Origin of the sequence: Lentibacillus sp. Marseille-P4043, from assembly GCF_900258515.1 — a bacterium.
In the GTDB taxonomy this organism is placed as follows: Bacteria; Bacillota; Bacilli; order Bacillales; family Amphibacillaceae; genus Lentibacillus_C.
In genome coordinates this window covers 1,112,162-1,128,435 of sequence record NZ_LT984884.1, presented here as the reverse complement: position 1 = coordinate 1,128,435, position 16,274 = coordinate 1,112,162, and the positions used below count along the sequence as shown (strand labels likewise).

General features: G+C 38.6%; 13 protein-coding genes. All 13 read right to left on the bottom strand.

What is annotated here, in order from left to right:
- Window position 1: 1 nt before the first annotated feature.
- A complete protein-coding gene (locus tag C8270_RS05790; RefSeq protein WP_106495921.1) occupies window positions 2-1,021 on the bottom strand; it encodes an ABC transporter ATP-binding protein in 1,020 nt (339 codons plus the stop codon).
- Window positions 1,018-2,052 (bottom strand): ABC transporter ATP-binding protein, encoded by a 1,035-nt coding sequence (locus C8270_RS05785; protein WP_106495920.1) that lies wholly within the window; start codon window positions 2,050-2,052, stop codon window positions 1,018-1,020. Before C8270_RS05785 ends, C8270_RS05790 begins: the two co-directional genes overlap by 4 nt.
- Window positions 2,053-2,336: 284 nt before the next feature.
- A complete protein-coding gene (locus C8270_RS05780) occupies window positions 2,337-3,338 on the bottom strand; it encodes an ABC transporter ATP-binding protein (RefSeq protein ID WP_106495919.1) in 1,002 nt (333 codons plus the stop codon).
- The gene (locus tag C8270_RS05775) at window positions 3,331-4,356 is read right to left on the bottom strand and encodes an ABC transporter ATP-binding protein (RefSeq protein ID WP_106495918.1); all 1,026 of its coding nucleotides are present in this window, start codon (window positions 4,354-4,356) and stop codon (window positions 3,331-3,333) included. The genes C8270_RS05780 and C8270_RS05775 overlap by 8 nt, the downstream gene beginning before the upstream one ends.
- A gap of 17 nt (window positions 4,357-4,373) precedes the next feature.
- A complete protein-coding gene (locus C8270_RS05770) occupies window positions 4,374-5,297 on the bottom strand; it encodes an ABC transporter permease (protein WP_106495917.1) in 924 nt (307 codons plus the stop codon).
- A gap of 3 nt (window positions 5,298-5,300) precedes the next feature.
- Entirely contained in the window at window positions 5,301-6,233 is a 933-nt protein-coding gene (locus C8270_RS05765) for an ABC transporter permease (RefSeq protein ID WP_106498457.1), read from the bottom strand.
- 284 nt (window positions 6,234-6,517) lie between these two features.
- On the bottom strand, window positions 6,518-8,218 hold the full coding sequence (locus tag C8270_RS05760; RefSeq protein WP_106495916.1) for a peptide ABC transporter substrate-binding protein: 1,701 nt from the start codon (window positions 8,216-8,218) through the stop codon (window positions 6,518-6,520).
- 733 nt (window positions 8,219-8,951) lie between these two features.
- Complete coding sequence (locus C8270_RS05755; RefSeq protein ID WP_106495915.1) at window positions 8,952-9,959, bottom strand: ABC transporter ATP-binding protein; 1,008 nt, start codon at window positions 9,957-9,959, stop codon at window positions 8,952-8,954.
- Window positions 9,952-10,980 carry an ABC transporter ATP-binding protein gene (locus C8270_RS05750; RefSeq protein ID WP_106495914.1) on the bottom strand — a complete coding sequence of 343 codons (1,029 nt, stop codon included), beginning with the start codon at window positions 10,978-10,980 and terminating at the stop codon, window positions 9,952-9,954. The genes C8270_RS05755 and C8270_RS05750 overlap by 8 nt, the downstream gene beginning before the upstream one ends.
- 19 nt (window positions 10,981-10,999) lie before the next feature.
- The gene (locus C8270_RS05745) at window positions 11,000-11,959 is read right to left on the bottom strand and encodes an ABC transporter permease (RefSeq protein WP_106495913.1); all 960 of its coding nucleotides are present in this window, start codon (window positions 11,957-11,959) and stop codon (window positions 11,000-11,002) included.
- Window positions 11,959-12,894 carry an ABC transporter permease gene (locus C8270_RS05740; RefSeq protein ID WP_106495912.1) on the bottom strand — a complete coding sequence of 312 codons (936 nt, stop codon included), beginning with the start codon at window positions 12,892-12,894 and terminating at the stop codon, window positions 11,959-11,961. The genes C8270_RS05745 and C8270_RS05740 overlap by 1 nt, the downstream gene beginning before the upstream one ends.
- Window positions 12,895-13,206: 312 nt before the next feature.
- On the bottom strand, window positions 13,207-14,853 hold the full coding sequence (locus C8270_RS05735) for a peptide ABC transporter substrate-binding protein (RefSeq protein WP_106495911.1): 1,647 nt from the start codon (window positions 14,851-14,853) through the stop codon (window positions 13,207-13,209).
- Between the two features lie 387 nt (window positions 14,854-15,240).
- The gene (locus C8270_RS05730; RefSeq protein ID WP_106495910.1) at window positions 15,241-16,170 is read right to left on the bottom strand and encodes a DUF1002 domain-containing protein; all 930 of its coding nucleotides are present in this window, start codon (window positions 16,168-16,170) and stop codon (window positions 15,241-15,243) included.
- Window positions 16,171-16,274: the final 104 nt, after the last annotated feature.

Below are 16,274 nucleotides of genomic sequence, written 5' to 3'. Positions count from 1 at the left end.
CTTACTCATCCTCGTACAAAAGACATGCGACCTGTTGATTAGGCCTCACCTCCTTTAATTGAGGTATAATTTCCTTGCATTTCGGCATTGCAACTGGACATCTGGTATGAAACACACACCCACTCGGCGGATTCTGCGGACTTGGTACATCCCCTTCCAAAATAATCCGTTCTTTTTTTATTAATGGATTTGGTTCTGGAATCGCCGATGTAAGCGCTTTTGTATATGGATGCAATGGTTCTTTATAAATCGCCTCTTTATCACCCACTTCAACCAAATGCCCAAGGTACATGACACCAATTCGATCACTCATATGTTTGACAACACTTAAGTCATGGGCAATAAACAAATAAGTTAAATCAAACTCATCTTGTAATTCTTTTAACAAATTCAGTACTTGTGATTGGATCGACACGTCAAGTGCACTTACTGGTTCATCAGCAACAATTAATTTTGGATTTAAAGCTAATGACCGAGCGATTCCAATCCGTTGCCGTTGTCCACCAGAAAATTCATGTGGATATTTATAATAATCCTCTTCACGAAGCCCCACTCGCTTTAATAACGCTTTTACCTCGGTTCTCAATTCCTTATGTGATTTATTTGTATAGTTACGAATTGGTTCATCTACCAAGTGACCAACCATCATTTTTGGGTTGAGCGATGCATAAGGATCCTGAAAGACCATTTGAAAATCTTGTCGTGCCTTTCGTAATGCCGACCCACGTAAATCTGTAATATCCTCGCCATCAAAAATAATTTCTCCCTCGGTCGATTCCGTTAAACGTAAAATGGTTCTGCCTGCAGTCGACTTGCCACAACCCGACTCCCCTACAAGACCGAACGTTTCACCTTTTCTTAGTGTGAGCGAAATATCATCAACTGCCTTGACATCTCCAACCTTGCGTTTAAAAAAACCTGCATGTACGGGGTAATACTTTTTTAGATTTTTGACATCTAACAATACATCCTTATTTGCTAAATCCTTTTTCTTCGTCTCTGTTGTTACCTGCTGACTCATAGCTTAACTTCCTCCTTCTCACTTGATGGTTTATCTGGATAGCATGCATCGTGAAGAAGGCATCGTGCAAATTGTCCATCAGCGACTTCGGAAAGCTGTGGTGTGACCTTCGTGCAATCACCAAAAGCTTTTGGACAACGGTCAGCAAACCTGCAGCCGACTTGCGGCATATTTTCTAGTGAGGGGACAACCCCATCAATCGTATTCAATGTCTCTTCTTCTTGATCCATTTTCGGAATACTGTTAAGCAATGCTTCGGTATAGGGATGTTTCGGTTTCGTAAATAATTCCACAACATTTGATGTCTCAACAACTTGCCCGGCATACATAACGATTACGCGGTCTGCCATTTCTGCAACAACACCTAAGTCATGTGTGATTAGCATGATGGCCATATCCTCTTTGTCCTGGATGTCTTTTAGTAGTTCTAGAATCTGCGCCTGTACAGTTACGTCCAATGCTGTCGTTGGTTCATCAGCGATTAACAGTTTCGGGTGTAGCGCAATAGCCATGGCAATCATAACGCGCTGTCTCATCCCACCAGATAGTTGATGTGGATATTCATCAATAATTTTCTCTGGTCGAGATATTCCCACCTGTTCCATTAAAACGACCGCTTTTTCTCGTGCTTCTTTTTTTGTTAAATCCAAATGGTTAAACAATACTTCTTGTAATTGTGATCCGATCGTAAATACCGGATTCAAAGCCGTCATTGGTTCTTGGAAAATCATAGCGATATCCTTACCGCGCACTTGATTCATTTCCTTATCTGACTTTTTCGTTAAATCTTCCCCATTAAACATAATTTCACCGGCTGATATTTTGGAGTTCAGTTTTGGCAGCAGTTGCATAATCGATAACGACATAACACTCTTTCCACATCCGGACTCACCAACAACACAAACAACTTCTTTTGGTTTCACATCAAAGTTCACATCTACTATTGCATTATGCAAGTCACCATCAATTATAAATCCTGTATGTAAGTTCTTTATTTCGAGCAGGTCATTTTCTTGCTGATTTTGTACCAACTGCTCTTCTCCCCCTTTATGTAAAAATACCAAGATTGCAAAAATTTATTCTATGTCTCTTATTACTATACTTTCAATCAATACGTAACATTCCTGTAATATAATTACCATTTTTTAAAGTATAAATTATTTTCAGATTCTTAACAAGCCTTTTTTCACATTTTTGTTTCCTATTTATTCAAATTTTGCGTCTTTAATCCTGAATTCAGCATAAATTAATGTACTTATACTCAAAAAAAGGCGTATGAAAGACTCACTAGATGTCAACTAATGAGTCCATATAATTAATTTTGCTTCATCTTATTCTCATCATTATATCTTTCATCGTATAAATGGCAGGAAACCCAGTGATCTTTTTTATATTCTTGAAATTCCGGAACAACTTTTGCACATACATCCATTGCAAATGGACATCTTGTACGAAAGCGACAGCCACTTGGAGGATTTATAGGGCTTGGAACATCCCCCTCGATCACAATCCGTTCCCTTGATCGCTCTACCTCTGGATCAGAAATTGGAATCGCACTTAATAATGCCTGTGTGTACGGGTGTAATGGCTCCGCATATAAATCATCACTTGATGCGACCTCAGCCATACTGCCTAAATACATAACGCCGACACGATCACTAATATGCTTAACCATTGATAAGTCATGGGCTATAAACAGATAGGTTAGTCCACGTTCTCGTTGCAAATTTTTGAGTAGATTCACAACTTGGGCCTGGATCGATACATCGAGTGCTGAAATCGGCTCATCGGCCACAATAAAATCCGGATCAACCGCCAATGCGCGAGCAATCCCAATCCGCTGCCGTTGCCCACCACTGAATTCGTGTGGATAACGATTCCCGTGATCACTGTTAAGTCCTACTGTTTGCAGTAATTCATTGACCCTTGCCAAACGCTCTTGCTTGTTGCTAACAAGTCCGTGAATATCCATCCCCTCGGCAATGATGTCCTTTACTGTCATTCTTGGGTTTAACGAAGCATACGGATCCTGGAAAATCATCTGCATGCTGCGGTTAAACTTTTTTAATTCCTTTTTAGATTTTTTACCATGGACATTTTCTCCATAAAAGTCAACCGAGCCTTCTGTTGCTTCATATAACCGTAAAATTGTCCTACCAGCAGTAGATTTCCCGCAACCTGATTCTCCGACTAATCCGAATGTTTCCCCTTTGTATATATTAAAACTAATATCATCAACAGCTTTTAAGTAGCTGTTTCGATCTATTTTGAAGTGCTTTTTTAGATTTTTAATTTCGAGTAATTTTTCCTTATTCAACTGTTGAACCCCCTATCATAGCTGAATCTGGACGTTCTACTTCCGGTGCACGTTCATCCAATAACCAGCAGGCTGTTTTTTGCGTATTAGATAGCTCTGTATATGCAGGCATATGATTCTCACACACTTTCATTGCATATGGACAACGCGTTGCAAATGGACAGCCTTTTGGTGGATCAGCTAAATCAGGCGGTGAGCCTGGAATCGCGTGTAACTCCTCTTCGCCACCATCTAATTTTGGCATGGAACCTAATAGCCCCCACGTATAGGGGTGCTTTGGGTTGTAAAAAATTTCATCAACAGTCCCTTGTTCTACAATTTTCCCACCATACATGACGGCAACCCGATGTGCCGCATTTGCTACAACACCCAGATCATGGGTAATTAGGATGATTGCTGTTCCCGTTTTGTCCTGAAGATCACGCATCAGATCGAGAATTTGCGCCTGAATCGTCACATCCAATGCTGTTGTTGGTTCATCAGCAATTAACACTTTTGGATTACAAGCCAACGCAATCGCGATCATCGCACGTTGCCGCATCCCACCAGAAAATTGATGGGGATACTGTTTAATGCGTGCTTCTGGATTCGGAATACCGACAAGTTTTAATAATTCCACACCCCGATGAAATGCCTCTTTTTTCGACATATTTTGATGTTTTATTAACCCTTCTGCAATCTGCTTTCCCACTGTCATTGTTGGATTTAAGGATGTCATTGGGTCTTGAAATATCATACTTATATCCTTGCCGCGAATACCTTCCATTTGCTTTTCAGATTTATCAATCAGATTTTCCCCATTAAATTCAATCGTTCCACTTGCAAATTTTCCAGGCGGCATTGGGACTAATCGCATAATAGACTGTGCGGTAACACTTTTCCCTGAACCAGATTCCCCAACAATCGCCAATGTTTCCTGCTCATCCAGTTCAAATGTTACTCCACGAACAGCTTTCACTTCACTTCCATACGTGTCAAATGATACGGATAAATCATTTACTTGCAAAATTTTGTCCATTTATCCTCTCTCCCTCCTTACTTGCGTTCTTTTGGATCCAATGCATCTCTCATTGCATCACCAATAATGTTAAAAGCGAGCATGGTTAAACAGATGAAAAATGCTGGGAAGAACAACTGATATGGGTAATATTCAAGTGCCGGCAATGCATCTGACGACATTGTTCCCCAACTTGCGAGCGGTGCCGGTACACCAAGACCTAAATAGCTCAAAAATGCCTCGGTAAAAATGGCATTTGGAATCGTAAGGGTTAACGTAACCAAGATTGGGCCCATCGTATTTGGGACAAGGTGCCGAAATAATATGCGTGTACTGCTTGCCCCAAGCGATTGGGAAGCTAAGACATATTCTTCGGAACGCAATTGCATAACCTGTCCCCTGACAATCCGTGCCATATTAATCCAACCAGTGATCGTCATGGCAATAATCAACGTCCAGAGCCCTTGCGGCATGATAACCATGAGCAAAATAACGACTAGTAAATATGGTACACCGTATAAAATGTCAGCAATACGCATCATATATTCATCAATTTTTCCACCAAAAAATCCAGATACAGATCCCCAAATGACTCCGATAACGAGATCAATAAAAGCTGCCATCAAGCCGATAAACAACGAAATTTTTGCTCCATACCACGTTCTGGCAAACACGTCTCTTCCTAAATTATCGGTACCGAACCAATGCTCAGCTGATGGAGATTGATTGGCTCTCATCAAGTCATTTTCATAATAGTTTTCTCCAGAAATCGGACCACCAGCAAATGACAAAATTCCAAGTAGCACAATTACGAAAATCCCAGCAAAAGCTAATTTATTCTTCTTAAATCGTCGCCAAGCATCCTTCCCAAATGACGTACTTTCACCGGCAATTCGTTCAGCATCTTCCTGTTTTCTTTCTATTTGTTCAAAATCACTATCTTTAACTTGCAATTGTTCCATGACTTATTTGCCCCCCTTTCCGGCTACTTTAATCCGAGGGTCAACTAGGCCATAAATAAGATCGACAATCAATATGGATACAAGTAAAATAATACTAAAGAACACTGTCGTCCCCATGATTACGGTATAATCACGATTCGTAACACTAACAACGAATTCATTACCTAACCCTGGAATACCAAAAATCTTTTCAATGACAAAGCTCCCTGTAAGGATTGCTGCGACTAACGGTCCTAGATACGAAACAACCGGCAAAATCGCATTACGAAGCGCATGTTTATACGTTACAATCCGTTTCCCTAATCCCTTTGATTTTGCGGTTTTAATATAGTCCGCATTCAATACTTCAAGCATACTCGACCGCATTAACCGAGCTATAAAAGCTAGTGGTGTTGTAGCTAGGGCAATTGCCGGCAAGATTGTATGGGCAAACGATTCAAACCTTGCAACCGGCAGTGCCTGTAACTTAATCGCAAAAATATATTGCAAAATGGTAGCCATAATAAAGCTTGGTACCGATATTCCCAGAACAGCTATAACCATTGCTGCATAGTCGCCGAACTTATTGTGTCTAAGGGCAGCTATTACTCCAAGCAGTACCCCAATTGATACGGCAAGGAAAATTGCTTCAGCACCTAATATGAGTGAATAGGGGAAGCTCCTACTAATAATGTCTGTAACTTCTTGTCCAACGTATTTAAATGAAGGACCAAAGTCGAATTGTACTGTGTTGACAAGATAATCAAAATACTGCTGATACAATGGATCATTTAAACCATATGCCTCATTCATTTGCTGTTCGATTTCCGGCGGCAGTTTTCTTTCCGATGCAAATGGTCCACCCGGTGCAGCCTGCATCAGGAAAAACGTAATTGTTACAATGAAAAATAACGAAACAACTATATAACCTAATCGTTTAAGTAGGTATCTAGCCAAAAAATACACCTCCATATCTCGTTCTCCATAAAAAAGGAGTGAATTCAATCACCCCTTTGCAATAATTTCACATGATTTTTCTATTGGCCTACCATTAAACAGAAAATATGACATCTTCATCGTCCAATGAAACCGCTTTCCTTAATAGGTAAGTGAATATGTACTTCTTGATGTTTCCCTCATTTATCATGTTAGCTCATTTAATATGAGCAACAATATAAGGTATATAGACAGTCTATATACCTTATATTTAGTTGCATATGGATAATTCTTATTCATTCGTTTTAGTGTTCTGCAATGTAACCCCATTTTAGGTTGAAGCTACCCATCGCGTTTACTTGAATGTCTTTTACATAATCTTTATTTAACCACAAGTTTGTGTAGAAATAGATTGGTGCAAGTGGTAACTCATCCATAAAGATTTGTTCAGCTTCGCGTAAAATTTCTTTACGTGCAGCAGGATCTGTTTCTGTTCTTGATTTTTCTAGCAAGTCAGAGTACTCTTCACTCTCCCAGTTCGTGTAGTTGTTTCCACCTACAGTTTGGAAGATTTCTAGGAAGTTGATTGCGTCATTAAAGTCTGCAATCCATCCCATACGACCAACTTGATAGTTACCTTCACCCATTGTGTCAAGGAAAACATTCCATTCTTCATTGTTCAATTCTACTTCAACACCAAGGTTTTCTCTCCACATATCTTGAACTGCCTGTGCAATAGCAGCATGGCCTTCATCTGTGTTATACGTAACTTTAACTACTGGTAATTCATCAATTCCAAGTTCTTCCTTACCCTTTTCCAAATATTCTTTTGCTTTCTCAACGTCATTATCTTTGAAATAACCTTCTTCATTTTCTTCCCAGATAGAAGTTGGCACTAATGCCATTGCTGGTGTTTGTTCACCTTTTGTAATGTTATCTACAATACCTTGACGGTTAACCGCTAATGCAAATGCTTTACGAATATTAACATTGTTAAAAGGTTCCACTTCTGTATTAAATGAATAGTAGTAAACACCCGCTTTAGGTGAAATGTTTAGTGAATTGTCTTCTTTTAGTGAAGGAATTGCAGCCAATGGAATTGATCCAGTTGGTGAACCTGCCCAATCCAACTCACCATTCTCATACATTTTTAATTCAGTTGCTTCATCCTCAATCATGTACATATTGATCGTTTCAAGGTTTACATTTTCTGCATCCCAATAATCAGCATATTTCTTCAATACGATTTGACTCTTATGTTCCCATGACTCGATTGTGAATGGTCCATTTGTTACATAATCATCCGTAACATTTACTGCCCACTCATCTTTTCCTTCAACAACGCTTTTGTTTACTGGATAGTATGTGTGGAACGCTGTTAATTGTAAAAAATATGGTGTTGGTTGATTCAGTTCAACAACCAATGTTTGATCATCTTCTGCTTTGATGCCAATGTCATCCATTGAACCGCCGTCTTCTTTGGCAGCTTGTGCACCTTTAATTGGATATAATTGATAAGCATAATCTGTATCAGGGCTATCTGGGTTAAGTACCCATTTCCATGCATATTCAAAATCCTGCGCAGTTACCGGGTCACCATTTGACCATTTTGCACCATCGCGAATTGTGAATGTATATGTTTTTTGATCATCTGAAATTTGGATATCTGAAGCCATTGCATTCTCTGGCTCGCCATCTTGATTAACACGTGTTAACCCTTCAAAAATTTGGTCAAGCACTGCACTTGAAGTTGTATCAGATGCTTTCCCTGGATGTAATGAAGGTGGTTCTGTTTTAATGTTCACATTAAATGTTTGATCTTCAGCTAGTGCTGCATCACCGCTGTCACCGCTGTCTCCCTCATCTCCACCATTACCTTCTTCTTGTGCCGCGTCATCGCCGCTGTCACTGTCGCCGCCTGTTGTATCATCTCCGCCACATGCTGCAAGAAAGATACCCATGGCAAAAACAAGCGTTAGAAGTAAAGACCATCTCTTCCAATTCATTAATTGACCCTCCCTAGTAATCTCTTTGTTTTTTACAGATAATTCATATTGTTGTTTAAATTATCTGTGTTAGTTATTATACTATTATTTCAAAATTATTTCATTACTTTTTTAAAAAAACTATTTAAAATTGTTAATAAATTTATTTCAGAAATGATATATTTCGTATACTGAAATTTTGAAATCCTATTCATATCAAGGGATGCGGGCCATTATTATTATGGATCTATTTTATCACCTTGTTTTAAATATTTTTTGAAAATATTTTGTAATCACAATTTTATTTATGAAGATCCTCCTTGTTTTATGGAAATTATTAGGTGGTTTTACTAAAAAAACCAACGCCATTTCTGATAGAATCCAGAATGGCAGGAGAGCAAATTCCTAGTTACGTGGCATTTTTATGTATTGTGTAAAAAGGCATTCATAGATTAAAAGGTCCTCTTTTAGTAGAACTAACCTGTCCTTACTGCGCCTAACCATTTTGAAAAACAAATATTTAACTAAATCGACTGCAATAGATTACTGTCAACCTCCAACTTTTCAATTTCGCAGTTATATAAAATACGACATAGATTGAAATGGGGATTGGATTGCTGTTATGGAAGAAAACTTTGCTTTGATACACGCTTTCGGGTTGATAGTTCCTCGATCTTGGGCGATGTTCCCGCGAAGAAAACAACAATCAATCAGCCAAAATAAAAATAGCAGGAGTATCTACTCCTGCTATTTTTTAGTGCTGTTTTGCTTTATATTCTTCATTATATTTATCATCATATAAGTGACAAGCTACCCAATGGTCTTTTTTGTGCTCTTTAAATTCGGGTACAACCTTTGCACAAACATCCATTGCAAATGGACACCGTGTACGGAAACGGCAGCCACTTGGCGGATTGATTGGGCTTGGAACGTCACCTTCCACGATAATTCTTTCTCTGGAACGTTCCACTTCCGGATCGGAAATTGGTATTGCACTCAATAACGCCTGTGTATAAGGGTGTAGTGGTTCCTCATATAAATCATCACTTGTTGCAATCTCAGCCATATTTCCTAAATACATAACCCCAACACGATCACTGATATGTTTCACCATTGATAGATCATGGGCGATAAATAGATAGGTTAACCCACGTTCATGTTGCAGTTTTTTTAGTAGATTGACAACTTGTGCCTGAATGGACACATCAAGTGCCGAGATTGGTTCATCCGCAACAATGAAGTCTGGATTAACTGCTAATGCACGTGCAATACCGATTCTTTGACGTTGTCCACCACTAAATTCGTGTGGGTAGCGATTTCCGTGATCAGCGTTTAGACCGACTGTTTCCAATAATTCATTCACACGATTTAAACGTTCTTTCTTATCTTTGACAAGGCCATGGATATCAAGGCCTTCTGCGATAATATCCTTAACAGTCATTCTTGGGTTTAAGGAAGCATAGGGGTCTTGGAAAATCATTTGCATGCTGCGATTGAATTTCTTTAAATCCTTTTTGGACTTTTTCGCATGCACATTTTCGCCCTGAAAGTCCACTTCCCCTTCTGTAGCTTCATACAAACGTAAAATCGTACGTCCGGCAGTAGACTTTCCACAGCCAGATTCTCCTACCAAGCCAAAAGTTTCGCCTTTGAAAATATCAAATGAAATCCCATCTACCGCTTTTAATACACTACTTTTATCTATTTTAAAATGTTTTTTTAGATTATGGATCTCTAGTAATTTTTCTTTCGTATCATTCATGGACTTTTGCACCTCCAACGATGGCAGACTCTGGTGGTTCGACTTTTGGTGCGCGTTCATCTAATAACCAGCAAGCCGTTTTTTGCGTATCCGAAAGCTCTGTATAGTCTGGCATATGATTTTCACATACCTTCATTGCATATGGACAACGCGTTACGAAAGGACACCCTTTTGGCGGATCGGCTAAATCTGGTGGTGATCCAGGAATTGCTTGCAGTTCTTCATCGCCACCATCAATTTTAGGCATGGATCCTAACAATCCCCATGTGTATGGATGTTTCGGTTGATAGAAAATCTCATCTACAGTACCTGTTTCAACTATTTTACCACCGTACATAACAGCAACCCGATGTGCAGCATTTGCTACAACACCTAAATCATGTGTGATCAAGATAATTGCTGTACCTGTTTTCTCCTGGAGATCACGCATCAAATCAAGAATCTGTGCCTGAATGGTTACGTCCAATGCCGTTGTCGGCTCATCGGCGATCAACATTTTTGGATTACAGGCTAGCGCAATAGCAATCATTGCACGCTGTCGCATTCCACCAGAATACTGATGGGGATATTGATTAATCCGTGCTTCCGGGTTAGGAATTCCAACTAACTTCAGTAATTCAACACCACGATTATGCGCTTCTTTCTTAGACATATTTTGGTGTTTAATTAACCCTTCAGCAATCTGCTTTCCAACAGTCATCGTAGGGTTTAAAGATGTCATTGGATCCTGGAAAATCATACTTATATCTTTACCGCGGATATCCTGCATTTGTTTTTCTGATTTTTGGGTCAAGTCTTCCCCTTCAAACATGATTGATCCACCGGCAAATTTTCCTGGTGGCATCGGGATCAGCTGCATAATTGCTTGGGATGTTACACTTTTTCCTGATCCTGACTCACCCACAATTGCTAATGTCTCTTTTTCATCAAGTTGAAAGTTAACACCGCGAACGGCCTTTACTTCACCACCATATGTGTCAAACGATACCGAAAGATCGTTAACTTCTAATAGTTTACTCATTTTTCGTATCCTCCCATTACTAGCGTTCTTTTGGATCTAACGCATCTCTCATCCCATCACCAATAACATTAAATGCCAGCATTGTTAAACAGATAAAAAACGCTGGGAAGAAAAGCTGATATGGATAATATTGAAGTGCAGGTAAGGCGTCTGACGACATGGTACCCCAACTTGCAAGAGGTGCCGGCACTCCAAGTCCCAGATAGCTTAAGAACGCTTCCGTGAAAATAGCATTTGGTATTGTCAATGTTAATGTAACAAGAATGGGTCCCATTGTATTTGGTACTAAATGGCGAAACAATAGTCTACTGTTACTTGCTCCAAGTGATTGGGATGCCATTACATACTCTTCTGATCTGAGCTGCATTACTTGTCCCCTGACAATCCTAGCCATATTAATCCATCCGGTAATGGTCATCGCAATAATTAAGGTCCATAAACCTTGTGGCATAATAACCATTAATAAAATAACAACTAGTAAATATGGTACACCATATAAAATATCTGCTATCCGCATCATATATTCATCGACTTTTCCACCAAAGAATCCAGCAACTGCTCCCCAGATGATTCCGATAACAAGGTCAATCAGGGCAGCCATTAAACCGATAAACAAGGAAATCTTAGCACCATACCATGTTCTAGCAAATACATCTCTTCCTAAATTATCCGTACCAAACCAATGTTCAGCCGATGGAGATTGATTGGATCTCATTAAGTCATTTTCATAGTAGTTTTCTCCTGAAATTGGTCCACCGGCAAAGGATGCAATGGCTAATAAAACAATGACAACAATGCCAAATAAAGCTAATTTATTTTGACGAAAACGACGCCATGCATCTTTCCAATAGGATGTACTTTCACCAGCGATCTTTTCCGCATCTGCTTCATTAACCTGAAGGGGGGCGAAATCAGCATCGGTTATCGGTGAATTCGTTACATCCGATTCCTTTAATTTTGACTCCTGTACTTGTGCCATTATTTACTGCCTCCCTTCCCTGTTATTTTCATTCGTGGATCAACTAATCCGTAAATAAGGTCAACAATTAAAATTGAGACAAGTAGCAAGACACTGAAGAATACTGTTGTTCCCATAATCACGGTATAGTCGCGGTTTGTCACACTTACAACAAACTCATTACCGAGGCCTGGGATACCAAATATTTTCTCAATAACAAAGCTACCTGTTAATATCGATACAACTAATGGTCCTAAATAAGAAACAACTGGTAAAATAGCATTGCGAAGTGCGTGCTTATACGTTGTTACCCGTTCACTTAGACCTTTTGATTTGGCAGTTTTAATATAATCGGCATTCAACACATCGAGCATACTTGTACGCATGAGTCGAGCAATGAATGCGAGCGGCGTTGTAGCCAGAGCAATTGCCGGCAGTATCGTATGTGCGAATGACTCAAATCTAGCAACCGGTAACATCTGTAATTTAATTGAAAAGATATATTGTAGGATTGTGGCCATAATAAAGCTTGGTACTGATATTCCTAATACCGCAATGACCATCGCAACATAGTCTCCAAATTTATTATGCTTAATTGCCGCAATAACTCCGAGTAAAACCCCAATTGCTAAAGCAAGAAAGATAGCCTCTGCACCTAAGATGAGTGAATAAGGAAAACTTCTGCTGATAATATCCGTAACTTCTTGTCCCACGTATTTAAACGATGGACCGAAGTCGAATTGAACCGTATTTACAAGGTAATCAAAGTATTGTTGATATAACGGGTCATTTAATCCATATGCTTCATTCATTTGTTCTTCAATTTCTGGTGGTAACTTACGCTCTGATGCAAATGGCCCACCTGGTGCAGCCTGCATGAGGAAGAACGTAATGGTTACAATAAAAAATAGTGAAACAATGATATAACCTAGTCGTTTTAATAGGTATTTAGCCAAGCGTCTACACCTCCATATTCCCTCTGATAAGCCAATAACGAATTATTTTTGGAATTATTTTGCTTCTTTCATGAAAAAGAGGAACGAAATCCATCCCCCTACACTGATTACCGAATTAATCTATGAAACTAATTTAAAAGTCCAATAGAAATAGTAAAAAGTTAAGTTTCTCAAGCAAAGGATTTTTAATTTAAACTTTGCTGATTCTGAAGATATATCAAAGGAGTTTATGATTCTTATTGTTTATTCAGTACCAATATAGGGTATTTGTAGAATACACATACCTTATATTGGTACTTGATTCAATCATTCTTAGTGTTCTGCGATATAGCCCCACTTAAGTTGGATAATACCAAGTGGTGAAACTTGAACATCTTTTACATAATCTTTATTTAGCCACACGTTTGTATAGAAATAAATTGGTGCAATTGGCATTTCATCCATAAACAGTTTCTCAGCTTGACGTAAAATATCATCACGTGCTGCTTCATCCGTTTCTGTTCTGGATTTTTGGATTAGATTAGCAAACTCTTCATTTTCCCAGTTGGTATAGTTATTTCCACCAACAGATTCAAAGATTTCTAAGAAGTTAATTGCATCATTAAAGTCTGCATTCCATCCCATACGACCAACTTGATAATTACCTTCACTCATCGTATCCAAGAACACGTTCCACTCTTCGTTATTTAGCTCAACATCAACGCCAAGGTTTTCTCTCCACATATCTTGAACAGCTTGAGCGATAGCAGCGTGAGCTTCACTTGTGTTGTATGAAATTTTAACTGTTGGCAATTTGTCTAAACCTAATTCATCCAACCCTTTTTGTAAATATTCTTTCGCTTTTTCTACGTCATTATCTTTAAAATATCCTTCTTCATTTTCTTCCCAAATGGACGGCGGAACTAGTGCCATCGCTGGTTGTTGTTCACCTTTTGTAATATTTTTTACAATGCCTTCACGATTCATTGCTAATGAAAATGCCTTACGAATATTCACATTGTTAAACGGTTCTACTTCAGTATTAAATGAATAATAATACACGCCTGCTTTTGGTGAAACATTTAAAGACCCGTCTTGTTTCAATGCTGGAATCGCAGCTAACGGAATTGCATCTGTTGGTGATCCAGCCCAGTCAAGTTCATCATTTTTGTACATTTGTAAAGCCGTGTTTTCGTCATCAATCATATACATGTTGATTGTTTCTAAACTAACATTTTCTGCATCCCAGTAATCTGTGTTTTTCTTTAAGACAATTTTGTTTTTATGTTCCCATGATTCCATTGTGAAAGGACCGTTCGTTACATATTTATCACCTGCATCTTGAGCCCATTCATCATTTCCTTCTGCTACATTTTTGTTTACTGGAAAATACGTATAGAATGCTGTTAGATCTAAGAAATATGGTGTTGGCTGATTCAATTCAACAACCAATGTTTTATCATCTTTTGCTGTGACACCAACATCGTCTAGTGACCCACCATCTTCCTTAGCAGCCTTGGCCCCTTTGATTACATATAATTGATACGCATAATCTGTATCAGGGCTTTCTGGGTCTAATACCCATTTCCAAGCGTATTCGAAATCCTGTGCTGTTACAGGATCACCGTTTGACCATTTCGCATCGTCACGGATTGTGAATGTATATGTTGTTTTGTCATCTGATACATTTACACTTTCCGCCATCGCTTCTTCCGGATCACCATCTTGGTTAATTCGCATTAACCCTTCAAATGTTTGTAAAAGAACTGCGGATGATGTTGAATCCGTTGCTTTCCCCGGATGTAAGGATGGCGGCTCCGATTTAATGTTAACGTTAAAAGTCTGATCAGATGCTAAACTCGATTCACCATCGCCATTATCAGCGTTCCCTTTCGACTCTTTATCAGAATCACCGCCACAAGCGGCAAGAACAATACTCATCGCGAGTACTAATGTTAAAAATAAAGACCACTTCTTCATTTGTTTCCCTCCTGTATTTTTCCTATTGCGTCTTTATTCAGATAATTTAGGTTTATTAAATATATCTGTATTGAGGATTATACTACGTTTCGACAAAATATGCACATGTTTTTTTAAAAAATTTACTATATTACTATCATTTTTTATATTAGGTGTTAGAAATTTCGGGAACCTAATTTTTTGAAACATTGATATATCAGTATTTTATGGGGTTTCCCAATTTTACACTGATAATACAGGAAAACATCTTTACATTTTATTCCAATAAACGACAAAATATTAAAAAAACTTTGACTTATCAACAGAGTCAAAGTTTTTTAGGATATTTTTCTGAATTTACTGTACTATTCCAACTGGTTATCTAACCCCATTTTTGCCACATGCAAATTAATCAAATAACCCTTTGAAGAAATTTGCAATAAGCTGCAGGAATTCTTTGAAGAAATTACCTACCTTTTCCCAAAAGCCTGCATCCAAACCCAATTCATCTATTTTATCCTTCACAGTTGATGCTATATCCTCAAGTTGCGTTTTCACTTTACCAAAATCAATATCAAGGTCACGCATTTTTTCAAAAAGATTTGTTAGCAATTGGCGATCTTCTTCACTTAAAGAAATATCTAATTTGTTCAACTGATCTTGGACAATCTGCTCAACTTCTTCCTTTGAAGCTGGATTTTTGTCGGCAATTTCCTGCTTAATATCAGTAATCAATTCACTTACTTTTTCTTGGCTCATTCCATCTTTTTTAGCAAGATCTGTTGCTACATCCAGTTCTTCATTCGCTAGTTCCATTCGTTCTTTATCAAGGTCTTCTCCTTGAACATCGTACGCTTTATATATGCCTGTCAGGGCGGAGTGTCCACTAACTTTAACAGGAGAAGCTACATCAACGGTTGCATCCTCAACACCTGCAGTTAACAATGCGTTTGCATACATTTCATTTGTTACTTCAGTTATATTGGCAGGCGTCACGATATTGATCGTTAATCCTTCCCCTTTTTCTTCACGCGTAATTTTCGCGGAAGAATACATGCGTGAATTCGGGTCGCCATTGATATAATTTGCAATATCTTGTCCAGTCACACTGTATTCCTCAACAGCATCCGGATCTGATACTTCTAACAGCTCCCGTACTTCTCTCTTTTGATCATCTGATAATGTGTCACCATAAACAACAATCGGTACCCCAAGTTTTTCATTGATACTATCCGAATTATCATCTGTACCTTCTGCCGCATTTACCGGAAAAGTTATCCCGGTAACAAGTCCAATCAGCACGATGAAAATAGCTATATTCTTCCATAATCGTTTCATAAAAAATTCCCCCTTGTATATCATTACAATGATGGTTTGGTTCATAAAATTTAATTCTATTCATCAGTAATCTGTTTCATTCTTGATTATATCGTATTCTTCTG